Origin of the sequence: Leptothermofonsia sp. ETS-13 (genome assembly GCF_049200465.1) — a bacterium.
Classification (GTDB): Bacteria; Cyanobacteriota; Cyanobacteriia; order Leptolyngbyales; family Leptolyngbyaceae; genus Leptothermofonsia.
Genome location: NZ_CP120836.1, coordinates 3,618,097 through 3,643,384 on the forward strand (window position 1 = coordinate 3,618,097; position 25,288 = coordinate 3,643,384).

The 25,288-nt window shown below is 50.0% G+C and carries 20 protein-coding genes and 2 tRNA genes; 10 read left to right on the forward strand and 12 right to left on the reverse strand.

All coding sequences use genetic code 11. The features are described 5' to 3' along the window. Positions 1-78 precede the first annotated feature (78 nt). Both P4D80_RS16430 and P4D80_RS16435 read left to right on the forward strand, forming a co-directional pair. On the forward strand, positions 79-258 hold the full coding sequence (locus tag P4D80_RS16430) for a hypothetical protein (RefSeq protein ID WP_421655086.1): 180 nt from the start codon (positions 79-81) through the stop codon (positions 256-258). Between the two features lie 61 nt (positions 259-319). Beyond that, positions 320-1,452 (forward strand): IS3 family transposase gene (locus P4D80_RS16435; RefSeq protein WP_421655087.1). Its coding sequence is split into 2 segments (ribosomal slippage): positions 320-575 and positions 575-1,452, totalling 1,134 coding nucleotides; the frame shifts between segments, so codons are not numbered across the junction. 236 nt (positions 1,453-1,688) lie between these two features. On the opposite strand, the gene dnaK is transcribed toward P4D80_RS16435, so the two are convergent. The 3 genes from dnaK to P4D80_RS16450 form a co-directional block, all read right to left on the reverse strand. Next, positions 1,689-3,593 (reverse strand): molecular chaperone DnaK, encoded by a 1,905-nt coding sequence (gene dnaK / locus P4D80_RS16440; RefSeq protein ID WP_421655088.1) that lies wholly within the window; start codon positions 3,591-3,593, stop codon positions 1,689-1,691. A 163-nt stretch (positions 3,594-3,756) separates the two neighbouring features. Beyond that, the gene (locus tag P4D80_RS16445; protein ID WP_421655089.1) at positions 3,757-5,346 is read right to left on the reverse strand and encodes a hypothetical protein; all 1,590 of its coding nucleotides are present in this window, start codon (positions 5,344-5,346) and stop codon (positions 3,757-3,759) included. 141 nt (positions 5,347-5,487) lie between these two features. Continuing rightward, positions 5,488-5,628, reverse strand: a complete 141-nt coding sequence (locus P4D80_RS16450) for a hypothetical protein (RefSeq protein WP_421655091.1) — start codon at positions 5,626-5,628, stop codon at positions 5,488-5,490. A gap of 417 nt (positions 5,629-6,045) precedes the next feature. On the opposite strand from P4D80_RS16450, the gene P4D80_RS16455 reads away from it, so the two are divergent. Further along, positions 6,046-6,117: transfer RNA gene (locus tag P4D80_RS16455), tRNA-Thr, on the forward strand. A gap of 607 nt (positions 6,118-6,724) precedes the next feature. Here the strand turns inward: P4D80_RS16455 and P4D80_RS16460 are convergent. Beyond that, the gene (locus P4D80_RS16460; protein ID WP_421655092.1) at positions 6,725-7,651 is read right to left on the reverse strand and encodes a GlcNAc-transferase family protein; all 927 of its coding nucleotides are present in this window, start codon (positions 7,649-7,651) and stop codon (positions 6,725-6,727) included. A gap of 372 nt (positions 7,652-8,023) precedes the next feature. On the opposite strand from P4D80_RS16460, the gene P4D80_RS16465 reads away from it, so the two are divergent. Both P4D80_RS16465 and P4D80_RS16470 read left to right on the forward strand, forming a co-directional pair. Continuing rightward, entirely contained in the window at positions 8,024-8,398 is a 375-nt protein-coding gene (locus P4D80_RS16465; protein ID WP_421655093.1) for a phage holin family protein, read from the forward strand. 9 nt (positions 8,399-8,407) lie between these two features. Further along, positions 8,408-9,766 (forward strand): SH3 domain-containing protein, encoded by a 1,359-nt coding sequence (locus P4D80_RS16470; RefSeq protein WP_421655095.1) that lies wholly within the window; start codon positions 8,408-8,410, stop codon positions 9,764-9,766. Positions 9,767-9,793: 27 nt separating this feature from the next. Here P4D80_RS16470 and P4D80_RS16475 read toward each other — a convergent pair whose 3' ends face one another. Continuing rightward, positions 9,794-11,164, reverse strand: coding sequence for a peptidoglycan recognition family protein (locus P4D80_RS16475; RefSeq protein WP_421655097.1), 1,371 nt, complete (start codon positions 11,162-11,164; stop codon positions 9,794-9,796). A gap of 222 nt (positions 11,165-11,386) precedes the next feature. Beyond that, a complete protein-coding gene (locus tag P4D80_RS16480; protein ID WP_421655098.1) occupies positions 11,387-12,082 on the reverse strand; it encodes a response regulator transcription factor in 696 nt (231 codons plus the stop codon). Between the two features lie 794 nt (positions 12,083-12,876). Between P4D80_RS16480 and P4D80_RS16485 the strand changes: the two genes are divergently transcribed. Next, positions 12,877-14,298 (forward strand): NADP-dependent isocitrate dehydrogenase, encoded by a 1,422-nt coding sequence (locus P4D80_RS16485; RefSeq protein WP_421659551.1) that lies wholly within the window; start codon positions 12,877-12,879, stop codon positions 14,296-14,298. Positions 14,299-14,541: 243 nt separating this feature from the next. On the opposite strand, the gene P4D80_RS16490 is transcribed toward P4D80_RS16485, so the two are convergent. The 5 genes from P4D80_RS16490 to folB all read right to left on the reverse strand — a co-directional run bounded on the left by P4D80_RS16490 (position 14,542) and on the right by folB (position 20,783). Next, the gene (locus P4D80_RS16490; RefSeq protein ID WP_421655100.1) at positions 14,542-15,732 is read right to left on the reverse strand and encodes an LptF/LptG family permease; all 1,191 of its coding nucleotides are present in this window, start codon (positions 15,730-15,732) and stop codon (positions 14,542-14,544) included. A gap of 154 nt (positions 15,733-15,886) precedes the next feature. Beyond that, a complete protein-coding gene (lptB, locus tag P4D80_RS16495) occupies positions 15,887-16,615 on the reverse strand; it encodes an LPS export ABC transporter ATP-binding protein (protein WP_421655102.1) in 729 nt (242 codons plus the stop codon). A gap of 183 nt (positions 16,616-16,798) precedes the next feature. After that, positions 16,799-17,383 carry an LptA/OstA family protein gene (locus P4D80_RS16500; RefSeq protein ID WP_421655103.1) on the reverse strand — a complete coding sequence of 195 codons (585 nt, stop codon included), beginning with the start codon at positions 17,381-17,383 and terminating at the stop codon, positions 16,799-16,801. Positions 17,384-17,706: 323 nt separating this feature from the next. After that, positions 17,707-19,875 carry a CHASE2 domain-containing protein gene (locus tag P4D80_RS16505; RefSeq protein ID WP_421655104.1) on the reverse strand — a complete coding sequence of 723 codons (2,169 nt, stop codon included), beginning with the start codon at positions 19,873-19,875 and terminating at the stop codon, positions 17,707-17,709. A gap of 503 nt (positions 19,876-20,378) precedes the next feature. After that, complete coding sequence (gene folB / locus P4D80_RS16510; protein WP_421655105.1) at positions 20,379-20,783, reverse strand: dihydroneopterin aldolase; 405 nt, start codon at positions 20,781-20,783, stop codon at positions 20,379-20,381. A 122-nt stretch (positions 20,784-20,905) separates the two neighbouring features. Here folB and P4D80_RS16515 point away from each other — a divergent pair. From P4D80_RS16515 to P4D80_RS16525, 3 genes are all read left to right on the forward strand, one after another. After that, positions 20,906-20,977 (forward strand) — tRNA-Gly (locus tag P4D80_RS16515). A 406-nt stretch (positions 20,978-21,383) separates the two neighbouring features. Further along, positions 21,384-21,791, forward strand: coding sequence for a hypothetical protein (locus P4D80_RS16520; protein WP_421655106.1), 408 nt, complete (start codon positions 21,384-21,386; stop codon positions 21,789-21,791). Positions 21,792-21,795: 4 nt separating this feature from the next. Beyond that, a complete protein-coding gene (locus tag P4D80_RS16525) occupies positions 21,796-23,061 on the forward strand; it encodes a glutamate-5-semialdehyde dehydrogenase (RefSeq protein ID WP_421655107.1) in 1,266 nt (421 codons plus the stop codon). A 5-nt stretch (positions 23,062-23,066) separates the two neighbouring features. On the opposite strand, the gene P4D80_RS16530 is transcribed toward P4D80_RS16525, so the two are convergent. Beyond that, the gene (locus P4D80_RS16530) at positions 23,067-23,885 is read right to left on the reverse strand and encodes an acyl-CoA desaturase (RefSeq protein WP_421655108.1); all 819 of its coding nucleotides are present in this window, start codon (positions 23,883-23,885) and stop codon (positions 23,067-23,069) included. Between the two features lie 115 nt (positions 23,886-24,000). On the opposite strand from P4D80_RS16530, the gene P4D80_RS16535 reads away from it, so the two are divergent. Beyond that, positions 24,001-25,257 (forward strand): aminotransferase class I/II-fold pyridoxal phosphate-dependent enzyme, encoded by a 1,257-nt coding sequence (locus P4D80_RS16535; RefSeq protein WP_421655109.1) that lies wholly within the window; start codon positions 24,001-24,003, stop codon positions 25,255-25,257. Positions 25,258-25,288 lie beyond the last annotated feature (31 nt).

Genomic DNA, 25,288 nt, shown 5'->3' on the forward strand with positions numbered 1-25,288 from the left:
TTGCTCAGGACATTGGTTTTAAGGGGGAGGCTGCGCCCCCAGCCAGAGGTGGAACCCCTGCACCCCGTCCTAAGCCTGGTGGCTACAGCTATATCTCTACGGCATCGTCGAACCCAAAACTGGAAACAGTTTTTCTACGAGTTCTCTCATTTCGAGAGTACCTGCTTTGAGGTCTATCTGAAACTGGTATCCGAGCAATTTACTGATAGTCTCAAAATCATTCAACTCGATCATGCCTCCGCTCATACAGCCGGGTGAAATGCCCCAATTTTCGGACAGGAGGCTAAGAGTAGTATCCTTGTTCTTGAGAGGGGCAATTATGGCAGCAAAGCGTCGTCAATACAGCGCAGAATTCAAAGCAAAAGTCGTCCTGCAAGTGCTCAGTGGCGAGAAAACATCGAGCGATTTGTGTCGAGCGCACAAATTGAACGCGAATGTACTGAACCGCTGGCGCAAAGAATTTCTGGAACAAGCACCGAGCATTTTTGAGCGGGGTGAAGCGGGCAGTGAGCAGGAACAGAAGATCGCTGAGCTAGAGCGACTGGTGGGACAGTTGACGGTACAGCTTGAGATTGCAAAAAAAGCATCGAGTTACTTGAGCCTGGACAAAAACGGGAGGCGGTAATGCACTTCAGCCAGACGTATCCCATTGCAACAGTATGTGAGGTGTTGAACTACCCGCGCAGTCAGGTCTACTACGAACCACAGCCTGCAAAAGACGAAATCGAGATCAAAACTGCCATCGTCAAGCTCTGTGGGCAACACCCAACATATGGCTATCGTCGCATCACCGCAATGCTGAAACGACAGGGACATGAGGTCAACCACAAGCGGGTAGCTCGATTGATGCGGGAGTTAGGATTGGCGGGCGAACCTCCGGTCAAGCGAAAACGCACCACCAACAGCAACCACGAATTCAAGCGGTATCCCAACCTGGTAATGAATTTAGCGATCGAGCGACCGGATCAGGTTTGGGTGGGAGATATTACATACATCAGGCTGCAACAGGAGTTTGTGTATTTGGCTGTGTTGATGGATGTGTTTACGCGCAACATTCGGGGTTGGCATTTGGCAAGAAGCATGGATGTGAGCTTAACGATCACTGCCTTGAACAAGGGGCTAGTGAGGGGACGACCGGAAATCCATCATACCGATCAGGGCGTGCAGTATGCGGCAAACGAGTATGTAAGATTGCTGCAACAGCACGGGGTTAAGCTAAGCATGGCGGAAGTGGGGCAGGCATGGCAGAACGGGTATGCAGAGCGACTGATGAGAACGATCAAAGAGGAAGAAGTTGACTTGTCAGAGTATCGCAATTTCACAGAAGCGTATGAACAGATTGAGCAGTTTTTGGAGAATGTATATATGAACAAGAGAATACATTCGTCATTAGGATATCTAACACCAGATGAATATGAAAAGAGATGGCATGAACAACAAAGAAGAATGTGATATAAAAGAAAAAACTTCCTTAAAGTCTTCGATCTTCTGTCCGAATCTAAGGGTTCACTTCAGGGGCCTGACAATATCTTGTGGGTTTTATCGCTACATAAAAAAAGGGTAGGCGATCGCCCACCCTCTTGCATTATCCGGTGTTGCTGAATTTGGGTATGAAATAGGTGCTCTATGCTCGAAACTGCATTTCGATTCATACGCTTTTCAGCAACGCCCATTATCTAGACTTAACTTTATTTAGACTCAACAAAGTCAGCATCAATCACGTCATCGGTGTTGCCTTTGTTAGCAGTGGTGGAACCATCGGAGTAATTGCCATTGGAAGCATTACCTCCATTAGCGTTGGTATAGATTGCCTGACCCATTTGCATGAGAGCCTGTTGCAGCTCATTAGTCAGGGACTTCATGCGATTGTAGTTTTCCTGGTTGATCGCTTCACGCAAATCCTTCACCAACGCTTCTACACGACTTTTTTCAGCGGTAGGCACCTGACCATTCAGGTCTTGCAACTGTTTCTCTGCCTGGTATGTCAGGGAGTCAGCGGTATTTTTGATGTCTACCTGTTCGCGCCGACGACGATCCGCTTCAGCATTACGCTCAGCATCTTTCACCATCCGCTCTACTTCGCTCTTGTCGAGGGTTGAGGCACCCGTAATCGTGATCGATTGAGCTTTGCCAGTTCCCCGGTCTTTTGCAGAAACCGACAAGATACCATTGGCATCGATATCGAAGGTAACTTCAATCTGAGGAACACCACGGGGAGCCGGTGGAATGCCATCCAGATGGAAAGTACCCAGGCTCTTATTGTCACTCGCCATCTGCCGCTCACCTTGCAGCACATGGATTTCCACATTGCTTTGTCCATCCACTGCCGTGGAGAAGACCTCCGATTTCTTGGTGGGAATCGTTGTATTGCGGGGAATAATGGTTGTCATCACACCACCCAGGGTTTCCACACCCAGGGACAGCGGAGTGACATCCAGCAGAAGAATACCCTCAACTTCGCTATTTAAGACACCTGCCTGCACAGCCGCTCCAACTGCAACCACTTCATCCGGGTTAACCGTCTGATTGGGTTCTTTGCCGGTCAGTTTGCGAACCAGATCCTGCACGGCTGGAATCCGAGTAGAACCGCCTACCAGCACCACTTCATCAATATCTGAAGCAGAGAGTTTGGCATCGCGCAGGGCCTGTTCAACTGGCTTACGGCAGCGATCGAGCAGATCAGCGCACATTTTTTCAAACTCTGCACGGGTCAGCGTCAGATCCACGTGCTTTGGACCTTCTGATGTTGCGGTGATGAAGGGCAGGTTAATCGTGGTCTGGGTTGCGCTGGAAAGCTCAATCTTGGCTTTCTCTGCGGCTTCGGTCAGGCGTTGCAGGGCTTGCTTGTCTTTACGCAGGTCGATGCCTTCATTGCGCTGAAATTCAGTCGCAATCCAGTCCACAATCTTCTTGTCGAAGTCATCACCTCCCAAGTGAGTATCACCGCTGGTAGCTTTCACTTCGACTACGCCATCGCCCACTTCCAGGAGCGAGACGTCGAAGGTGCCACCCCCCAGGTCAAACACCAGGATGATTTCGTTTGTCTTTTTATCTAATCCGTAAGCAAGAGCTGCCGCTGTCGGTTCGTTAACAATTCGGAGAACTTCGATTCCGGCAATCTTGCCTGCGTCTTTGGTGGCCTGCCGCTGGGAGTCGTTGAAATAGGCAGGAACGGTGATAACCGCCTGCGTAACTTTTTCACCCAGATATTTACTGGCGTCATCAACCAGTTTCCGCAGCACCTGAGCCGAGATTTCTTCGGGCGCAAACTTCTTGCCAGCTGCAGGACAGTCCAATTTAACATTGCTGCCATCGCGCTCAACTTTATAGGAAACCTGTTTAGCTTCCTCGGTAATTTCGTCGTACTTCCGCCCAATGAAGCGCTTGACGGAATAAAACGTGTTCGTTGGGTTCATGACTGCCTGACGCTTGGCGATTTGACCCACCAGGCGATCTCCATTCTTCGTAAACGCCACAACCGAAGGAGTCGTCCGTCCCCCTTCTGCATTGGCAATGACAACTGGCTGACCACCCTCCATCACTGCGACGCAGGAGTTTGTCGTCCCCAGGTCAATTCCAACAACCTTAGCCATTACCTCAAACCTCTCTCAATCAAGAACTTTTCATTTATCTCTAAGATCCAGCCTAGAAGAGATGCCCTTCAAAACAAGTTCGGTAGGGCGTCCACCCAAACTAGGGATTTCCGTACCTGGAGAAGAACGCTCAGGTGGCTTCTTCACTTAAAATCGGCTTCACTTAAAATCGGCGTTCCAGACAGAGTGATTGATTATCAGGTAGCACTCTCACCTTTTCGGTTAAGTCCAGCCAGGGTTGCAATTGTCCCTTTTGAAAGGTGCGGCTCATAACAACGTAGATTGAAGTCTGGTCACAACCAATTCCCACACTTTGAACTTTTCGCCAGGAATTGGCTTGCAGGTTGTCAGTCACCTGCCAGTGCCCATCCTGCCAGTAAAGGTGGCGATGGAAGTAGAAGGGAGCAGGCTCCTTGCCAGTGATCAACATCCGTTGCAGTAGTTTGCGAACCAGGTTAGGGAAGAAACGTCCCCATGTCAGCATCACAATTCGCAGAATCATCAAGTTGAGCGAGGTCATCTGCTTTTGCTTTGCCCAACCCAACTGTCCTTGAATGGAAATTTCATCCCTGTCCACGTAAAGCTCATAGTTATCTATCAGATGAGCAACTGCATTTTTTAGCCGATTTCCCTCTACTACCTGAACTGAGAATTGAGTGTCTGAGGCGATTAATCTGGAGTTCCGAAATAGCTTGAAAACACCGCCCTTATTCAGTGCAAGGTAGAGTTCAGTATCATTGCGGCGATCAATTAAGATCCCCGCGTCCTTCAGCCAGATGCGGCCTGTGGGACGCGGGGCAGGGGGAGGACGATCTAAAACAAAATCACGCCAGGCCAGGAAGTAGTTCCAGGTATGGTGGCCAATAATGTGATCATCAGCATAGCAGGGAGTCAGGCCATTCCTTAGCCCAATCAGGAACTGATCGTTGACAACCAATGCTTTCGGCATCCACTGCCCCACCAGTTCAAAACCGTGAGGAAAGAAGTTATAGGTGTTGCGACTACCATATTCCCCGCCATAGGAGCCATCGGGATGAATGAAGTGGGTCGCCAATTCTACGGCTCTGACTAAAGCCTCCTTCAATCTCGGATCGGGTCTGCGCTGATAAATTCTGGCGAGGCAAGAAATGGTTAACGTGTGATAGCCGGGATCGCAACCTTCGTACTCCTGAAACCAGCCCTCCGGGTTTTGCCAGGCCAGAACCTGCTCCAGTCGTTCGGTGCGGGCTCGCTCCCAGCGGGAGGCTTGCAGCAGGTCTCCCAACAGATCTAGACAAAGAACAATCAGGGCCTGGTGGTTAGTGAGCTGGCCGCTTTCATGGTGGTGCGCTAACCATTCTGCCCGCTGCACCAGGAACCGGAGCATTTCTTCATTCTGAAATTCCAGCAACAGGAAACTATCGATGCAGGCAAGCAGGGAAAAGGCTGCTGCACCGCCTGCCCGCTCAAAGGGAAAGTAATCATCGCAGGAACCATCGATATGGGCACTGCGAGCAGCAAAGAGAATTCCGGCGGCTACCCAATCACGCAGTACTGGCTGGTGGTAAAAAGGGTTGCCGGGTAAATCAGTGGTGTAAGCCAGGGCAAGGGGCAATACAAATTCCTGGGCCATGCCACTGGGGAAGTCGATAATCTTGTACTGCCAGAAATTGCGGTCGAAACATCCGTAGGTAGGGCTGTGGGGGTTTCGATCCAGTAAGGTGAGGATTTTAGGAATCTGGGCGATCGCTTCTCTGGCAAACAGGTCTCTCATTGGAGGAGAAAGATAGGCAATCGGGGCAAAAAGAATGGGTGAATTTCAGAGGATTTTGAAAAGGAAACTGCTTTTAATGGACATTACACCTTCAACAAAATACCGCAAATGATAGAAGCATATTCAATCACTCCTGTTGCGTTAATTTCTGGGAACGTACATTATAATTACCACTCCCAGTAGCACAACCCAACCACCGAACAGATCCAATTTGTCAGGCTTAATACCATCCATCAACCAGCCCCACTGCATCCCCTTCAACCTTCCAAAATTCTTCCTCATTAACAAGGATTGCAAGCTCGCGTTTCTAAAGGTAGACGACGAACAGCAAGTGTTAGCTCTGCGACTGTCTGGGTATTTTTTTAGAAATAGCCAGCCGTTAGCCGAACAGGCGACTGAGCGAAATATAGTAATCCTGGTTGGATTGTGAAAGGACTTTCCTTGCTAGGAAAGCTCACAACTGAGTGAACGACCAAAAGGCACGGTCGAGCCGAAACAAGCTTTTTGCACCAGAAATCCTGCCAGCACGAAGAGTTACTGAGATAACAAGCGCGTAATCCTATATTCTGCTTAGAGGAGTTTGATAACCGCGAGTTTGTGTGCCTTTTTCTGTCTATCTACGCTCTTTTTCGTTCAACTCTTCACAACTCTCCTTTTTCACAAATGATTCAGGACTGCTATATACTGAATAATCGACGTGCCGGTGTGGCTCAGCGGTAGAGCACTCGATTCGTAATCGAGCGGTCGCGGGTTCAAATCCCGCCATCGGCTTAAAAGCGGTATTTTTAAAGATGAAAGGATAGAGAAAACGAAGTTCCCTCAATCGGATTATGTTAACTGCTCCGCTTGTCTATCCTACCTGTAACTCTATCCATACCGTTAAAAACGACAACATCCACAACGGTACATAAAACCTTAAAATGCCGTGAGTGCGGTAGGCAGTTTGTGCAAAAACCCCAGAAAAAACATTGCCCAAGCAACCCAAACTTTACTTTAGACATTATCGGAAATAAATCGCTCGATATGAGAATAGGCGATAAAGTCATGAGAATTGACAGTTTTATGCAAAGAATTGATTTCCCCTTCTTGTTTCCGATTAAGTCTAATAGTTGATCAATTGCTGTTAGAGAAGATTCTGCTAGCAGGGATTGTCAGAATCGTGGGTATTTCAGAACCATGGTTGTACACGGTTGTAGCATTACGTCAATGAACAATATCAGAACTTGCCCCGTCAAGTGAACGTCCAGGCTAAAAAAGGCGTTGCTGAATTTGGGAATGGAATAAGTGCTGTATGCTCGAAACTTCGTTTCGATTCATACTGCTTTTCAGCAATGCTCCACTACAGTGCATCCTTACCTGTTTAGCTCTACCCAATTTGTTATAGTAAGAGGAACGACTTAGTTCGATCTGCACCAGGAATTCCCCTCCTTGCTGCATCACTTAATGTGCGGGTTCTGAAGTTAACCCCACTGAATGCTTCATAAGCACTCAGGCTACGGTGGGAGCCCAACCCATAGTGACTCAAGGGAATCTGACCTGATTCCGGATTGAGGAGTTGATTCAGACGTTGATGGGAAATCTGGTCTAGTTGCCACCAGTTGGGATGATCTTCCCAATGGCGAGGTTTACCTGGGCGGTTGTATTCGTGAAAGCAAACAATCTGGTTGGGATGGTAAATATCCCAGCCGTTGGTCCAGGCCCGTACAGTCAGGTTGATTTCTTCACCATAGAAGTAGAGGTGGGGATCGTAGGGGACATCTTGAATCAATTGCGATCGCGCAAACCAGAAGCCTGCTGCAATGAATAATCCCAGTTGCGGTTGATTGAAATGGGCCAGGCTAGTGCCACTAATCAAACTCAAACTGCCCTGTTCATGGAAGTGAGATGCGGCCAATCGAGTCGGTTCTCCGGCATGAAGGATGTTGGGAGGGGTATAGGCAGGGGGATAGGCGGTCAGTACTGGTTTGATACTGGGACATTGATGCAGCATTGTGATCAGGGTTTCATCCCAACCCGCTGCAAATCGCATATGACTGTCGATTTGCAGAGTGTAAGTCTCACCTTCCCAGAGGGATTGGGTTTTGGAGCGTGCCCACCCAACTCCACGGGCGCGATCGCTATCCACCATCAACACCCGGCAACACTCCATTCGCTCCAGCGGTAGCCGATCGCTGCCCACCTTTCCCTGCCATACCACGCCAAACGACAGGCGCTGAGGGTAGACCGCTTTTTGCAACGCATCGGCGATCGTGGGCATCAGTTCAGGGTCACGATAGCTGGCGATCTGGACAAAGATGGTGGTCATAGGTACAGTTTTGCCTGGCAGTTGGAGGGGTAGGTTATCTCGCTGCGCTCGTTGATGGGAGTCTTCGACCCATTGTTTTAGGGTTCGGAGGCGTTTTCGTGGTTGCAGTTTTGTTGAGAGGAGCGATCGCCTACAGCCTAGTGTAGTAGTCCGTCAGGATAGATTTGAGGGGTAACTCAAATCTACAAAACCCAATTCTCAGGTGTTTTGAGGGTTTTCAACCCATCAAAGCAGTCTTGACAGACCAGTAGTCTGCAGGAAGCGGAAGAGCGCTACCAAAGTGACGAAAGGAATGGAAAAGTGGAAGGGTTGACAGGATAAAGTTCCTCCCGTTTACTGGGGGAAATTGTCTGGCGATGAAGGATTTTTAGGATGATCAGCTTTCTCATTGCTTTTCTGATTACAGCATTGGTCACGGCAATCAGCTTGATTGTGGTCTCTAAGATCCCCTTTCTGGGTGTTGAGGTTGATAGCTTCGGCAAAGCGTTGACTGCCGGGATTATTTTTGGAATTCTGAACGGTTTGTTGGGCTGGATGGGGGGGTCTAGAATTCTCAATTTTCTGACTTTAGGATTTCTCTGGCTGATTGTGAACACCGTCATTTTTGGGTTATCTGCCTGGCTGGTTCAGGGTTTTCGGCTGCGCAATGGGGTGTTGAGTGCCATTCTGGGAGCGATCGCCCTCAGCATTGTCAATGGCATCCTGTTTTATATCCTGGGAGTTGTGGGGCTAGTTTCCGTTTCCTGATCTGTCTAAATGAAACGTAAAACTACTCTGTTTCTTCTCTGGATTAGTTTGAGTGTGGGTATTGGCGGCTGTGAGCTGGTACGGGCGATTATGCAAAGTCTTCAACCGGATCAAGCTCCTGTTTCGACTCCAGACGTAACCGAAACTCCTACCCCAATTCCAACGACCTCTGATCCAGCCCCCTCTGGTCGTCCTGCTGTTATATCAGGGTTACCGGAAGGAAGTAAGATGAACGTTCACTCACAGCCCAGCACTCAAGCTCCAGTCATTTACTACGGTACAGTGGGCGATCGCGTTCACGTTACCCGGCAGCAACAGGATAGCAACGGCAGGACCTGGTACTACGTCACCTTTGATCATGCTGACGCCCAGGGTTGGGTCTACGGCACTCTACTCCGTTTTCTAGGGAACTCTCCCAACAATCCGGCCCCAAACACCAACACACCCATCAACTCTGATACCGCTTTACGGCGCTGTCGTAGCCAGGCTGAAGCGGAACTTCCAGGAAAGCGAATTCAGGTTTCCCAGGGATGGCTCAATTCAGATGGAAGCTATGTCGTGAATTGGTCTTCCAATAGCGGAGCCTATGGCACCTGCACGGTTGATCGCAATGGCTGGGTTGTCTCATTCGTCAATACTTACAACAACGGCCCAGACTCCTCCATCCCTCAGGCAGCGCTAAGGGGTTGCGAGAATCGAGTTGCCCGTGAGTTGGGGTTATCCCTGTATGACATTGAGGTGCGGGGATCTTCAGCCTATGCGGATGGCACCTTTGGGGTTGACTGGTGGACGACCGATGGCCGATCAGGCTTCTGCCGAGTTAATCGGAATGGTTGGGTGCTTGCCTTTGTTACCAACGACCGACCTTCTCCTCGGCAGCTTGCCCTCAAACGATGCCGCGATCGCGCCAGACAAGCCTATCCCGGTACCAGAATTGAAGTCTATATTGACCCCCGCGAAAGGAGTCGAAACTACAAGGTCCTCTGGTCTACCGACAGCGGTGCAGATGGATACTGCCGTGTAGACCAAAACGGTTACCTTTACGAGTTTGTTGATGACTCTAGTGGCGGTGATGGCAATGTTCGCTGCTTCGGTACCATCTTTGGCGATACTGCCTTTACCGCCTTTTCACGCGACAACCAGTTCAGGCGAGTGGTGTTTAGAAATCAACGAATTCGCGATCGCTCCGTCGCATACCTCACCCCTGCCGGAGAGAACCAGCAAGGGCAACCAATTTACCAGGGACAAATCGCCAACTCCCCCTCCGACCAAATCACCGTTATCGACCGTTCCGGCGGCAACCCCAATCCAGGCTCTGAAATTTCCCTGGCATACAATGGCGAATGGGCAAGGGGACGGTGTCGGTAGGGGGAAAACCCCATCACTCCTTCCCCCCTACCCTCGCAACTGGGCATTCGTTGCCTGGCGAATTTCTGGCAATCTGACGGTTCTGCCACCTTCGGAGCCAGGGCATTCGGTAGCGACGCGATCGCGGTGACCGAAAATACGAGGCAAATTACGGGTACCGAAGTCTGCGGTGAGTGTAGGAACTGGAGTCACCGTATCGGTAATGCCGTACCGTTTGCAAAGGAGTGTACAGAGGGCAACTGCTGCCTGATATTGCTGTTGAGAAATGGTTTTGCTGGAGTAGATGCCATCAAAGGCAACTCCCAAACCGTCGTTGATTAAATCATGGGCTCCGCGCTTTCGTTCAGATCGTGCCGCAAAGACACGCCCGCTAGGCATGATGATGAAATGATAGCCAATGTCGCTCCAACCATTGCCATTGATATGGCTGCTTAAGATGGTTCTCATGCGAGCTTGCTCTTGAGCCAGCGTGGCACTGGCCGGGGGAGCCCCCTCCAGGAAGGTGTGATGAATTGTAATTCCTTTCGGGGAAGTCAGGTTTGGCAAATCGGATGGAGTTGGGGTATTGGTCCAGCTACTTCGAGCTTGAATGGTCAGTGCAGCGGTCGGAACTGCCTGCACTTCAATAATCACCTGGGCCCGGTCTTGCTCAGAACCCAAAATTTCAATTAATCGCTTACCGGGTTGGCGAAACAGAATCGAAGCCTGCCAGCGTTGGTTTGTCACTACTGGACGCGATAGTGTAAATTGCTGATCTGCTCGTAGCAAAAGCTGATCCCCATCATCATAATCCGTTGCCGTGCCGGTTAAAGTAACCACCTGTTCCACTTTGATTTGGGTAGGTGGATTGATAAAGTTGAGTCGGGGTGGGCGAGGTGGAGCCGGGTCAACTTCAATAGAGGTTTGCGCTTTATCCGGCCCGGAGCCAATGATTTCAATGACCTTAGTGCCCGGTTGGTTAAAGGAAACGGGAGCCTGCCATTTTTCTGCCTGCACTATAGGACGGGCCAGATCGTAGCGCTGGTCAGCTCGCAGCAAGAGAGTAGTGCCATCCGCATAACCATCTGCTTCTCCAGCAAAGGTTGTGGCTTGACCCACTTTTGTTCTCACCGGAGATTGGGTAAAGCGCAATCGGGGCAAGGTTGCTACTACATTGAGAACCAGTTCGACGCTTTCATTGGCGATCGCGATCTTCAACCGTCGCGCCCCCACCTGTTGAAACAAAAAATTGAGCTGCCAGGTGCCATCTGCTGCGATTTTAGGTCCAGTGGCATTGTATTGATTGTCAATAGTCAGGATTAAGTTTCTGCCTGCGTAATTGGTGGAAGCAATTCCTGTGATCAAAAACGGTTGCTTCACTTGAACAGGTCCTTGGGGAGCCAGGATGACCTTCAGCATGACCGGAACACCTCTCGCAATCCTTGAAAATTTAGCGGTTCTCCCAGCTCGTTGGTGAAAGAGTAACTTATCACCCAACTTGCAGGAGAGCCTTTTAGCTTGCTCAAGACTAGCAGAAGGATGCAGGCGTGAGATGATGGTTGTTAATTTTTGAGGTGGCTGACTAAACGACCAGTTTGGCTTTGACACACAAATAATGGCACAACCGTAGCAAGTGACCCACTAGTTCTGCCCTGCTTCTTCGATGGGTGGCTTATACCCCCGCTCAAAGGCAAAGCGAACAAGTTGCGAGCGGTTCTCGAGCTGAAGTTTGCCGAGAATGTTGCTGAGGTGGGTTTGTACGGTACGAGGGCTGACAAAGAGGCGATCGCCAATTTGCTTATTGGTATAACCTTGAATCACTTCCCAAAATACTTTTTCTTCTGCGGGAGTAAGGGGGAAGGGGGTGGGATCGCTGCCTGAGGGAGCATGGATGGGAGCGGTTTCGTTGCTGGCGGAACCGTTCAGCTCGGCTTTTTGCAGTAGACGAATAATTTCGGTGTGAATTCGACGCGATCGCTCCAGTTGGGCTTCAATCTTGGCCAGTAATTCTCTGGGTTCGAAGGGTTTAATCAAGTAATCATCCGCCCCGATGGAATGCCCCTGCACCCGGTCTTCAACTTCTCCCTTGCTGGATAAAAAAATGAATGGAACCAGTTGTCCGGAACGGGTTGCTCGTAGACGACGGCAAAATTCAAACCCATCCATTTCTGGCATCATGACATCTGAAACAACCAGATCAGGAGGATTTTCTTCAAAAACTTTGAGGGCTTCAATTCCAGAACCCACGTCTTGAACCAGATACCCACGCTTCTCCAAATAGCGAGTTAACGCCATTCGTAAGGTTGTGTCGTCGTCAACCACCAAAATCCTTTTCATTTAAGTCCCCATAGGTATATAAGCATGCATACTGAAGATTGTTCGTAGCCAGCCCTCCTGGGGGTAGAGCAAAATCGCGATGGAAGTGAGACACCACACCTGAACTAACGATTTACCCCTAAATGGGTTGCTCGTTGTTTTCATTTTAGGGTTCCCAGGGAACGTGAGCGAATGCAGCCGGCACCAGGAGTTTATAAAAAAGAGAAATTATTCAAGAGTTTATGAAAAAATTCGTTTATGAAAAAATTCGTGGAGTATGACCAAATAGCCAAGCGCAATTAAGCAATTAAATTGATAATTTCGGGGGTGGAGAGGGTAAAACCTCCTGCCGGAGGCGCAGCCCCTACTTCCCCCTTGCAATTAATTATGGCTACCTACTTATCAGCGGTAGATAATTTGGTTACTTACCAAAGGTTAGTCTTCTTTTTGCAGTAGTAATCAACCGTCTAGAGGGTGTTTGAAAAATGTCTAGCGGTTAAAACCTCAACTACTCAGACAAAGCCTTTCACTACAAATTCAGGGAAATCAGGCGTTTTCACAATCTGCGACGGCAGATTTCGTCTGTGTAGCAGCGACTCGTTTGAATTGCTGCAAAACAATGAGACTGAAGCTGTTAGTGTAAGTTGTGGAAATCTTCTGCTCTTTCCATGGTTGTTCATGGCTCGATCTGAAAAGAGCTAACGGCTAACAGCCAATAGCTGATAGCTATCGCCCCTTTTCTTTCGTAGCGCTGAACGCAGTTCACTATGGCTACTAAGAGCTTCCCCGTCAGTTACCAGGAGTTGCTGTAGATGATGTATGAACGGATCACTCCACCCAGCATCGGTTCTCAAATTACCTTTCAGAACGGTGAACCCGTTGTCCCAGATAACCCCATCATTCCCTATATTCGAGGAGATGGAACCGGAATTGACCTGTGGCCAGCTTCACAACGAGTGTTTGATGCAGCGGTAGAGGCAGCCTACGGTGGCAAGCGGAAGATTGTCTGGTTCAAAGTTTACGCTGGGGATGAAGCCTGTGAGAAGTATGGCACCTATCAATACCTGCCAGAGGATACCTTGCAGGCGATTAAACAGTTTGGGGTTGCGATTAAGGGGCCACTGACGACTCCGATCGGTGGCGGAATTCGCTCACTCAATGTAGCTCTCCGCCAAATCTTTGATTTATATGCCTGTGTTCGCCCCTGTAAGTACTACCCCGGCACGCCTTCCCCGCACCGCACCCCAGAGAAGCTAGATGTTATCGTCTATCGAGAGAATACAGAGGATATTTACCTGGGGATTGAGTGGAGGCAGGGGTCAGAGGTGGGCGATCGCCTGATTAAACTTCTGAACGAAGACCTGATTCCGGCAACGCCTGAACACGGCAAAAAGCGCATTCCGCTAGATTCTGGAATTGGTATTAAGCCCATCAGTAAAACGGGTTCTCAACGCCTGGTGCGTCGCGCTATTAAACACGCTATGCGCCTGCCCAGGTCAAAGCAGATGGTGACATTGGTACATAAAGGCAACATTATGAAGTACACCGAGGGCGCGTTTCGAGACTGGGGTTATGAACTGGTCACCAATGAGTTTCGGGCAGAGTGTGTCACCGAGCGGGAGTCCTGGATTCTTAGCAATCGGGAGAAAACACCTGATATCAGCCTGGAAGAAAATGCCCGCCAGATTGAGCCAGGCTACGATGCGATGACGGCTGAAAAGCGGGAAAAGACCTGTGCTGAGGTGAAGGCAGTACTTGACTCCATCTGGGATACCCACGGTAATGGACAGTGGAAAGACAAGATTATGGTGAATGACCGCATTGCTGACAGCATCTTTCAGCAAATTCAGACCCGGCCAGATGAGTATTCCATCCTGGCAACGATGAACCTGAATGGGGACTACCTTTCGGATGCGGCGGCGGCGATTGTAGGCGGTTTGGGCATGGGTCCTGGAGCCAATATTGGAGATGAGTGTGCCATTTTTGAAGCCACCCACGGGACTGCTCCCAAACATGCAGGCTTAGATCGAGTTAACCCAGGTTCTCTCATCCTATCGGGTGTGATGATGCTAGAATACATGGGCTGGCAGGAAGCCGCCGACCTGATTACCAAAGGAATTGGGGCAGCGATTTCAAATCGTGAGGTTACTTACGACCTGGCTCGGTTGATGGAGCCACCTGTCGACCCCCCCCTGAAATGCTCAGAATTTGCACAAGCCATTATCAACCATTTCTAGTCCAAAGAGCTGAAATCTGTGATTAAGCCACAAAGTAGAGTGGTGATGTTCTATAGCGATAGCCACTAGGCTCAGGACGGGGTGCAGGAGTGGAACCCCTGGCTGGGGAGCCAGCCCCCACACCCCCTTAAAACCAAGGTCCTAAGCAACCTGGCGACAGCTATAGAAATGTTGATTTGGACTGTAGAGACGTTCCATAGAACGTCTCTACAATTGGTAAACCACAGATCGAGCACGCCTCTTCTATCGGTTATGACGAATCAAAAGCGCTACCCCGGCAGCCAGGATGGTCACGTTAGGAAGCCAGGCGGCAATGGGTGAAGAAAGGACTCCAAGCAGGTAAAGGGTGTCACAGATTTGGGTGAACAGGAAATAGAACAGAATCACTAATAAGCCAACCAGGAATCGAATAGCCCGCCGACTAGAGCGCTGCGATCGGATTCCCAGGGTCGCACCCACTAACCCAAAAACTGGGCAGATGAAAGGGAAGGAAACCTTCTGATTGAGCCGCAACCGCAGCCGGGTCACTTCCTTCTGGTTACTCCTCTCGCCCACTGTATCAAGATATCTCCGGATATCAGCCATATTCATTTCGATAGGATCTGTGGTTGCTTGAGCAATATCCAGGGGAGCGCGAGGAAGCTGAAGTTGTTGCTGTTCAAATTTGAGGATGTTGCGATAAGAACCATCTTTATCAACTACATAGATGGTGCCGTTAAAGAAGTTCCAAGTTTTTTGGTCGGGGTTCCAGATGGCTGACTCTGCCATCACAATTTGATTAAAACCGTTTTGAGAGAAGTCCAGGATTGTCAGGCCTTTCATCTGTTGTCCATCAAATTCGCGAGCATAGAAAATTCGGGTTAACCCTCTTTCAGTTCCGCCAGATGGTAGCTTTTGTCTACCGAATTCCTGGTAAAGAATATCTCTCTCACGAAATTTGGGTTCCCGGCCTTTGAGCGCCAGTTCAAGTGTGCGGCTAGCCTGGCGATTGGCCGCAGGAACGACCGCTTCATTAAATACAAAAGTAATGCCGGTGATAATTAAGCTCAGCACCAGAGCCGGAGCCACTAACCGCCAGACACTGACGCCACAGCTACGCAGGGCAATAAGTTCGCTGTTTCCAGAAAGCTGATCATAGACGAACAGGAAGGCGATGAGTAGCGAGATGGGGAATGAAAAACTGATGAAGTAGGGTAGCTTTAACAAAAGAACTTGCAGTGCAATGGTTGGGGGTAACCCGGCATCTGCAATTTTGCGAGACAAATCAAACAATACCCCGATCGCAACCCCAATCGACGAGAAGGCTCCTACGCAGAAGAGAAAGGGTGGGATCAACTCGCCAATAATATAGCGGTCCATAATGGGCACGCCTAGCCCTAGCCAACCGAAGGGGTTGACGGGATGCTTGGTCGGGGAGGAGTAGCTTGAGGTCATGGGAGCGAGCCAAGGGGAGAGGTGGTGATGGAGTGATAGGGGGATGGGAGATCAAACGGTGTTAACTATCAAAGTGCTCTGACCAATCAGAGTGGTTCAGCCAGGGAAGCAGAGTCTGCATTAGAAGGGATAAACCTCCTCACCTAACCATTCGCTAGGGTTGAAAATTATCTCCCAGATAGTACTGTCTTACAAGGGGATTACTGTAGAGTTCCTCGGCACTGCCTGATGCAAGAATCTGACCATCCCGCATGATGTAGGCCCGATCCGTAATCGCCAATGTTTCACGAACATTGTGGTCAGTAATAAGTATGCCAATCTGGCGATCGCGGAGACGGGCAATCATCTGTTGGATTTCCGCGACAGCGATTGGATCAACTCCCGCAAACGGTTCATCCAGCAGCAAAAACTTGGGACCCTCGCGTCCGCTTGCCAGCGCCCTCGCAAGCTCTGTCCGACGGCGTTCCCCTCCCGAAATCTTGACCGCCAGCGTATGGGCAACTTTGTTCAAATGAAATTCATTCAGCAAGTAGGCCAGCCGCTTTTCTCGCTCGTTACGAGGAATATTCGTCTGTTCCATGATCAAGAGAATATTTTCACGCACACTCAAGTGACGAAAAATGCTGGCTTCCTGCGCAAGGTATCCAATTCCCAATCGTGCCCGAACATGGATTGGAAACGATGTAATTTCCATATCGTTAAGCCAGACTCTTCCCTGGTCTGGCTTTTCTAAACCAGTTGCGATGTAAAACGTCGTCGTTTTGCCTGCACCATTGGGGCCTAGAAGCCCAACAACCTCTCCTTGCGTAACCGAGAGGCTAACACGACTGACAATTGCGCGCTGACCATAGGACTTGTGAACATTTTCAAGGGCAATTCTCAACAGTCCACTCCTGCCTGCGCGCTCTACAAAAATCTAATCTTATCAAAATAGGTATAGCTCTCCTTGAGAGTCTGGTAATAAACGCTGCTTATTACTTGAGCCAGATCAATATTCCAGGGGTTTCGTTTGAGATGAAAGAGGCGCTTCCGCTCCTCTTTCTCCGGCTTGCTGAAGAACCATAGGTTAACGCTGGTTGGGTGGTAAAGGGGTATTTGTCCGGGGTTCTAGCTGTATATCAGGAGATTGGGTAGAAGCGGGGGGAGAAAATTCTGACTGGGGTCCAAAAGGAGGAGGGGATGCTGCTGGAGATGGAGCGATCGGATTGTTTTCTGGAACGAGATAAATGGATTCGACCTGTTTAGGGGGTTGAGGCAGTGCGACAAAGCGTCCCTCATCAATGAGATAGGTAATGGTTTCGCCCCGCATGCTGTTTCCTTCTTGCAGAACATAAACATTACCGCTCAGAACAATCCGTCGTTCACGGCTAAAGTATTGCGCCTGGGCAGCGGTTGCCTGAATTTGTCGTGCCGGGTAGTTAATCTGTACGTTACCACGAGCAGTGACAACCCCAGTTTTAGCATTCGCTTCTTGAACATCAGAGCGCAGGGTCATCGCGCGGCTTTGGGTGGTTTGTGCCTCCGCAGGGTGTTTTGGGGTGAAGGCAGCTAAACAATCAAACAGAAGAAACGCTGTTATCGCCAAGAATGGAATGATTGGCGATAACAGACGATGGATAGGGAAGCGAGGAGGTGTGGGAGAAGACGTCATGGAGCGTGAACCTGGCAAAGGAGAAGACGATTAGTTAACTGATTTAATTTAAGAGTATGCAGGTATCAACCCTTTAGGTAGTTTACTTAAATTCAGTTGGACCCAGCTAACCCCTTGAAAAAGTCATGATTGAAGCTTCTTGTATAGCTATATTATCGAGTCAAAAATTCTTAAGCAGCACAGTCAATGAACACAAAAATGACTACAACAACCCTAAGCTAGGGTAAGCAACTTAGCGATAGCTATAAAAATCCTAAAACGCCTGCAAATTCTTCAGCTAGCCTGAAAACTGGAGTTTGGATAATCGGTTAAGAAAAGCGGATCTACCCACCTGACCCCTCACTTCCTCTCCCTGCAATTACACCCCCCCCTGCCGCAATCGCGGCGATCGCGGGAGCTGCCACAGGAACCCACCCCATTTGAGTAAAGAGGCCAAAGCACACGCTCCCTAAAAGCAATAACAGCATAGTTCCACCTGCTACCAGTAAAACCGGGCGGCGAATGGACCAGGCAAGCGCCGCACCAGCCACTGCCCAGCCCAAGATCCACAAACTCTCAACTCCCTCATGCCAGAACCAGAAGAGCGATCGCCCCTCCAACGCAGCGTCTAGAAACTGGCTCACCATCTGAGCATGAATCAAGACTCCCGGCATTCTGGGGATGTCCTGGGTGGCAGAACTGTAAGGTGTGGAAAACAGATCCTTCTCAGTTGGGGCTGTTGTACCCAGCAGCACCACTTTATCTCTGACCCACTCCGGTTTGACCTTCCCACTTAAGACCTCACCCAGGCTGACTTGCCGGGCCACATTCTTGCTCCGGTATTTCAATAAGATCTGGTAGCCACGGGTATCGATCGCCTGATATCCACCTGCATCCTTTTCCAGGGGTTTGAAAGTTGCCTGACCAAGCTGAGCCAGATTTTCATCCAGCGAACTGGGTTTCAGGGTAATTCCCTCCACCGCCAGATACTTCAAAGCCAGTCGCAGCGAAAAAGAGTAGAAATCTGTATCCTCCGACTCGAGATGGGCAAACATCAGATTCCGCCGCACGATGTCACCTGGGTCCAGCGGAACGTCATTGAATCCAACCCGCTCTGGTGGTACTCCTGGCGGCGGTGGCGTGACTGAATCTCCCAGGTTAGTGATGGCAATCACATTGGGCGCCTTTAATTCATTCAGCAAACTTTGATTGCCAGGCTCAATCGGAAGATTGCGGAGTAAATCTAACCCAATCGCTCTGGGTTGAAAAGACTTTAAGGTTTTGAGTGCCTGGGCGATCACCCCATCTGGCAGAGGAAACTGCTTTTGAGCCTGAATGTCTGCTTCGGTAATCCCAACAACCAACAGGCGTGGATCTGGGCCCGGATCAGAACTTATCTGCACCATGCGGTCAAGGACTGAAAGTTCTAAAGGTTGCAGCCAGCCTAGCTGGCGAATCCCCAGCACAAAGGCGGTGACGACGATGCTGGCGATACCAACTGATATAGGCGATCGCCAGACACCTTTAGTGCAACCTGCCCACACGGATGGAGTTGCAGGAATGTCCTCTAAGGGCTGTATTCTCAGGCGGTCCATCTGGGTTTCAGGCAACTGGGTAGTATCGGCTAAGGCATCAGTCCAAGGTTCAGTGGGTTCGTCAGGGGGAACTTCCGTTGGCTGATCGAGGACGACTTCTGTGGGTGAGTCCAGAGCTTCTAACACTTGCGCAGCCGATTGGTAACGCAGGCTGAAGTGGTAGCGCGTCATCCGGGTCAAAATTGCCGCCAGTTTGGGGCTCACTTCGGCAGCATCTAGCCAGATAACTTCACCCGTGCTGGGATGGGTAGGTAACTGGGCAGGCTGCAATCCAGTCAAGGCATGAATCGCGGTCATCCCCAGAGCGTAGAGGTCGCTGCTGTAGCGGGGCTTCCCCATCAGTTGCTCACTGGGTCCGTAGCCCTGGGTACCAATGCCAACCGTAAGATTGGTTTGCCCTGGTACCGTGGTGATCTGAGTTTGAATTTCTTTAACTGCCCCAAAGTCGATCAAAACGTACTTACCATCCGGTTGCCGTCGGATCAGATTACTGGGCTTAATATCTCGATGAATGACCTGGTTCTGGTGTACAAACTTCAGCACATGCAGCACATCCCGCAGCATGGCAACAACGTTAGCCTCGTCTAATCGCTTGGCTGTGGCCAGTTCATCGCTTAAAAGCGACCCTTCAATATACTCCTGTACCAGATAAAACTCTTGATTTTCCTCAAAATCATCCAGCAGGGAAGGGATTTGGGGGTGACTGCCAAGCCTCCTCAGAGTTTCGACCTCGCTGGAAAACAAGCGACGGGCAATTTGAAGGAAATAGTCATCTTGCCGCGAAGGTTTGAATTGTTTGACTACACAGTGGGGGCCTTCAGGGTGCTGGATGTCTTCTGCAACATAGGTTTGCCCAAACCCACCGCTGCCCAGTATCCGGATAATTCTGTAGCGTCCGTTGAGGAGGGTTCCCAGCATGCAAAGGGAGTCAGGCTAAAGCAAAAAGGCTGCGATCGCCACTTAATAAAACCATGGACGAATCCACTATCGATTGTGGCACAAGGAACGCTTCTGTTCCGGTGATCAGTTTCAGTTATAGTAGTAGTCATTATGGTTAGGACGGGGTGCAGGGGTGGAACCCCTGGCTGGAGGCGAAGCCCCCACTCCTTTCTAATTCCAATGTCCTAAATGCACCCGCGTAGAGCTATACGTCTCAACCATTCTCAGGACTGCTATGACGGTTTTTCTTAAAATTTGAACAGGATGCAGGGGTTCCATTCCCACCCCTCTATCCACAAATAGTGTGTGAACACTATCACCAGCGAAAGAGTTTAAGAACTTATTAAAAATAGAGGAATTCAGTATTTCTCTAGTTACTTTGAAAAGTGAGATACCTCCTAACTGCGTCTCTTGCCCCATTGGTCTTGCCATTACCCGGTAGTCAAATGGGGTTTCTGTTTTTTTGGGTGAGGAGTAAACATTCACTTATCCACCCATCCATCTCTTCCCATCTCCCGCGATCGCACCATCTCAATCGTTATCCTGCCGCCGAAGTCGGGAATGGGAGCGGCGGGTTTGGATAGGCGAACACAAACCCGCTGAACGGGGGGGGAAGCGATAGGAGAATCGGGATACAAAATGGCATCGGCGATCGCTGCTGCCATCCTTTCTAGCAGGGCAAATTTTGAAGTTTTGATCATATGTTGGACAGTTCCAATCACGGATCGATAGTCCAGAGTATCTTCCAGGCGATCGCTCCTGCTAGCAGTTGATAAGTCTAGCTCCAGCGTCAGGTCAACCTCAAACCACTGCCCCAACACCTGTTCTTCTGGCAAAACGCCTGTATAGCCATAGCAGCGGATTCCATTAAGATGAATGCTGTCCATTGGAAACAAAACCAGGGAAGTTGTTTAGAGATAAATTTTCGTTATCATAAGTTCAGGCAGATTTTGGAACTGACTTGACAGACTGTATCCTATTCTGCGAATCTAATGATCGTCCGAATTTCGCGGGTATAGCTCAGTGGTAGAGCGTCACCTTGCCAAGGTGAATGTCGCGCGTTCGAATCGCGTTACCCGCTTCGATAAGTTTGAAGGTCTGATTATTCAGATAGCCAAAGGGTGTACTGACAACTAGTGTTGCAAATACCGGTCACTGACCCTCACTTTTCTATCCACGAGTCTGAGGCTACCTGAATTTCTGTACTCTAGCGTGGGTTCAGTTTTTGGATGGGAGTGCTAATATTTCTTTAACGGCAAGCGATCTGAGCAATGGTTGCTATTTTCGATTGGACCTCCTGCAAAGATTCTAGTTTTGCCTGAGTAAACGACTCTGCCGTTATGACCTACAAAATCTCCTTCTGCAAGTGGTCTACCCAATGTAGGTGCCTGGTTAGTGGCTATTGGAAGTAAATATTGAATGAACCGGCACTTTTCTAGCTTGGATACCTGTGATGATCTTTGCCAGAAGTTTCAGTTCTACCGCCTGTGCAATCTCAAAAAGCTCACAAGATTGATTTAACCCAGGAATACCCCTGCCCTTGTCGCCGCCGGGGGCGTTTAACTCAAATTGCTTTGACTGAGGCGTTTGGGTGCAGTCGCTGCCAGCAGATTTTTGTTGTGGAGGACAGCGGTCATATGCTGGAGCAGCTTTCTACCAGCTATCCCTATAAGCGAGCATGGCGATGGAACGGTTATCAGTGGAGTGTTGCCAATCCGGGGCTGGGTGAGAGCTACCTGCCCATCGCAATGGGGATCATCCTGGTGATGTTGATTATTGGGCTTCCCCTGGCACTCAGGTCCCCGTCAAACTCTAATATCATCCTGTGGGCGATCGTATTACTGCTTCTAGCATTGCTTCCGGCGCTTATGGTTCTGCTTGCATACAGACGTTAGCCTGATGACACCTGATTCTTTTAGTCCATCGACTGATTCCATTGCTGCCGTTCAAAGTGCGCATCGGGCATCGATTGAGATGGCAACGACAAAGGGCACGGTGCGTAGCCGGGCTGTACTGGCTATGGCAAGGGCACTCAAGCGCCAGCAAGACGAAATTCTAGAGGCCAATACTCTAGATCTGGAAGCCAGCCGGGAAATGGCAGTTCCTGATCTGTTGCTGGAGTGGTTAAAACTGACTCGTGAGCGGATTCAGTCCACGATTCAACTACTGGAGCGGCTAAGTGAGCTACCCGATCCAATTGGGCGAGTGATGAATGCCATGCATCAAGTTGATCAGTGCCAAACTCACTCTCAACTGATGCCTCTGGGTGTGATTGCGCTTATCTACGAAGCTTTTCCTGAACTGGGGGCAATTGCCGCTGGGCTCTGTGTTAAAACCGGGAATAGTTTGATTTTGAAGGGGGGCACTGAAGCCAGCAATTCTAATCTGGTAATTGCCCAGGCCATTTATTCAGCGATCGAAGAAGTTGGGCTTCCCACGGATGCATTCCAGCTTCTGTCGTCTGACCAAGGAGCTTCTGTACGGGATCTAATTACTCAGGATCAGTCACTAAATCTGGTGATTCCCTATGGGCGACCCAGCTTGGTGCAGCAAATTGTACGTCAGGCAACGGCACCTGTGCTGAAGTCGGCGATGGGCAATTGTTACCTCTACTGGTCACCCTCTGGCAGTCTGGAAGCGGTGCGCTGGATTATTTTGGATAGCCATCAGAGTGAGCCTGATCCGGTGAATGCGATCGAAAAAGTCCTCATTCACCGTAACCAGAACCCTTCTTCGCTGACGATGCTACTGAACAGCCTGCGGGAGAAAGGGTTTGAAGTTCGGGGGGATACTGAACTGGTGGCGGAGTTCCCGGAGCTAAAGCGGGTCGAAGAGGCGGAATGGAAACAGGCTTACCTCTCGAAGACGATCGCCTTCAAGGTGGTAGACAGCCTGGAAGCAGCGATCGCCTGGATTAATTTGTACAGTAGCGGCCACGCGGATTGCCTGGTAACTGAGTCCTATCAGGAGAGCCGCCAGTTTGCTCTAGGCATTAACAGCGCCTCCGCCTACATCAACGCCTCTCCCCGCTTTAGCCGTAACCCCCAGCGCGGCAACTCCATCTTTTTAGGCATGTCCAGCCAAAAAGGTCACCGCCGCGGGCTCATCGGGTTGGAGACTCTAACGACGGTGAAACATATTATTCAGGGGACGGGACAGTTTTAGAGTTACTATCCTTCCTTCTCAATCAGCTTCACCCTGGTTGCCAGGCCTAAGATTTGGAGCAGTGAGATGGTCATCCAGGTCAGGTCGATTTCCCACCATCGCAGGCCATGACGGGCAGAGTGCTGAAAGGCGTGGTGGTTATTGTGCCAGCCTTCGCCATAGGTCAGGAGGGCAACCCACCAGCAGTTGGTGGAGCGATCGCCCGCCTCATAGGTGCGGTAGCCAAACATATGGGTGGCGCTATTCACCAGCCAGGTACAATGGAAAACAGCCACAATCCGGACGAAAATCCCCCATACCACAAAGGGCCAGCCACCAAGAGCGTAGAGTAAGAGCCCCAATACGATTTGAATCGGAATAAAATAGCTGTTTAGAAATTGATAGACTCGGTCATTGTTAATATCTCGAGTAAATCGGGGAATCTCTTCTCGAATTGGGAGCTGGTAAAGCATCCAGCCCATGTGGCTCCACCAGAAACCCTTAGTCGAGTCGTGGGGATCATTTGCTTGATCCGAATAGAGATGATGGATCCGGTGCATCCCAATCCATTCAATAGGGCCACCCTGGCAGGCAAGCGTCCCGCAAAAGACAAAAAAGTATTCTAAAAATTTGGGAACCTGAAAACTACGGTGGGTAACCAGGCGGTGAAAACCAAGCGTAATGCCCAAACCACCTGTGACCCAGTGCAACAGAAGCATCAGGCCAACAGCGGACCAGCTAAAGGTTCCTGGCAAAAATGCTGCCAGGGCGCCAAGGTGAAGAACTGCCATGTAAGCAATAATGACCCAGTCCGGTTTTAGTTTTTCAGAGGTTGCAACAGTCATTCATTTATCTCAATGTGGATTAGTGTGCCCAGTCTGCGTGAGAATAGACCTCGCCCATTCTAGACAACTAGATGCAGGCACTGCCATGTAAGTGACTGGAATATCTGAAATATTAATGAGCATTTCAGCCCAAAAAGTAGCAATGGACAGCTTAAGTCTGATTAAAGAAGCAGAACAGGCACTATCTCAGATTTTTTCTGGTATTGACTCTCAGGTCAAGATAAATCTCAAACGAGTTTTGGATGCTTTGCGCCATCATCGGGTGGGGACCCATCACTTTGCTGGAGTCAGCGGGTACGGCCACGATGACCTTGGGCGACAGGTTTTAGACCAGGTGTTTGCCGAAGTGATGGGAGCCGAAGCCGCCGCTGTCAGAGTTCAGTTTGTTTCAGGCACTCATGCAATCGCCTGTGCCCTGTATGGTGTTCTGCGCCCCGGAGACGAGATGCTGGCAGTTGCCGGTGCTCCCTATGACACATTAGAAGAAGTCATTGGTATCCGAGGAAGCAATCAGGGATCCTTAGCAGACTTTGGGATTACCTATCGTGAACTGTCTCTCACCGAACCGGGCACAATTGATTGGCATGCCTTGGAAATGGCAGTCAGGCCAGAAACCCGGTTAGTATTGATACAGCGCTCCTGTGGGTATTCCTGGCGTCCCAGCCTGGCGATCGCCGATATCAAAAAAATTATTCATAGCGTGAAACAGCAGAACCCAAACACTATCTGCTTGGTTGATAACTGCTACGGCGAGTTTGTTGAAACTTTAGAACCTGCTGCCGTTGGAGCAGATCTGATGGCAGGCTCGCTGATCAAAAATCCGGGCGGTACGATTGTGACTGCAGGCGGCTATGTTGCGGGGCGGACCGATCTAGTGGAATCCGCAACCTGTCGCCTCACAGCTCCTGGCATTGGTAGTTCCGGCGGAGCGACCTTTGACCAGAACCGTCTCCTCTTCCAGGGACTGTTTCTTGCCCCTCAGATGGTGGGGGAGGCAATGAAAGGCAATCATCTGACTGCTTATGTATTTGATAGGCTCGGCTATCCAGTTAATCCTTTACCGCTAGCTCCTCGTAGAGATGTGATTCAGGCCATCCAGCTAGGCTCTCCCGATAAACTCATTGCCTTCTGTCGCGCTATCCAAAAGCATTCGCCCATTGGTTCCTACCTGGACCCCATTCCTGCCGAGATGCCAGGTTACGAGAGTCAGCTAGTGATGGCCGGTGGAACGTTTATCGATGGCAGTACATCCGAATTTTCCGCCGATGGCCCTTTACGCGAACCCTACATCGTCTTCTGCCAGGGAGGAACTCACTGGACCCATGTGGCGATCGCCCTAGAGGCTGCAATTGAAGCAGTCGGTTTAGCGTAAGGGGGAATGAGTAGGCGTTGCCTTTTCAGCA

What these genes read in the sequence shown, in the direction of transcription:
- P4D80_RS16490 (WP_421655100.1), bottom strand. Translation starts at nt 15,732, where the DNA reads ATGACCTCAAGCTACTCCTCCCCGACCAAGCATCCCGTCAACCCCTTC.
- P4D80_RS16470 (WP_421655095.1), top strand. Translation starts at nt 8,408, where the DNA reads ATGAAACGTAAAACTACTCTGTTTCTTCTCTGGATTAGTTTGAGTGTG.
- P4D80_RS16460 (WP_421655092.1), bottom strand. Translation starts at nt 7,651, where the DNA reads ATGACCACCATCTTTGTCCAGATCGCCAGCTATCGTGACCCTGAACTG.
- P4D80_RS16505 (WP_421655104.1), bottom strand. Translation starts at nt 19,875, where the DNA reads ATGCTGGGAACCCTCCTCAACGGACGCTACAGAATTATCCGGATACTG.
- P4D80_RS16525 (WP_421655107.1), top strand. Translation starts at nt 21,796, where the DNA reads ATGACACCTGATTCTTTTAGTCCATCGACTGATTCCATTGCTGCCGTT.
- P4D80_RS16480 (WP_421655098.1), bottom strand. Translation starts at nt 12,082, where the DNA reads ATGAAAAGGATTTTGGTGGTTGACGACGACACAACCTTACGAATGGCG.
- folB (WP_421655105.1), bottom strand. Translation starts at nt 20,783, where the DNA reads ATGGACAGCATTCATCTTAATGGAATCCGCTGCTATGGCTATACAGGC.
- P4D80_RS16500 (WP_421655103.1), bottom strand. Translation starts at nt 17,383, where the DNA reads ATGACGTCTTCTCCCACACCTCCTCGCTTCCCTATCCATCGTCTGTTA.
- dnaK (WP_421655088.1), bottom strand. Translation starts at nt 3,593, where the DNA reads ATGGCTAAGGTTGTTGGAATTGACCTGGGGACGACAAACTCCTGCGTC.
- P4D80_RS16475 (WP_421655097.1), bottom strand. Translation starts at nt 11,164, where the DNA reads ATGCTGAAGGTCATCCTGGCTCCCCAAGGACCTGTTCAAGTGAAGCAA.
- P4D80_RS16535 (WP_421655109.1), top strand. Translation starts at nt 24,001, where the DNA reads ATGAGCATTTCAGCCCAAAAAGTAGCAATGGACAGCTTAAGTCTGATT.
- P4D80_RS16465 (WP_421655093.1), top strand. Translation starts at nt 8,024, where the DNA reads ATGATCAGCTTTCTCATTGCTTTTCTGATTACAGCATTGGTCACGGCA.
- P4D80_RS16530 (WP_421655108.1), bottom strand. Translation starts at nt 23,885, where the DNA reads ATGACTGTTGCAACCTCTGAAAAACTAAAACCGGACTGGGTCATTATT.
- P4D80_RS16485 (WP_421659551.1), top strand. Translation starts at nt 12,877, where the DNA reads ATGTATGAACGGATCACTCCACCCAGCATCGGTTCTCAAATTACCTTT.
- P4D80_RS16450 (WP_421655091.1), bottom strand. Translation starts at nt 5,628, where the DNA reads ATGAGGAAGAATTTTGGAAGGTTGAAGGGGATGCAGTGGGGCTGGTTG.
- P4D80_RS16445 (WP_421655089.1), bottom strand. Translation starts at nt 5,346, where the DNA reads ATGAGAGACCTGTTTGCCAGAGAAGCGATCGCCCAGATTCCTAAAATC.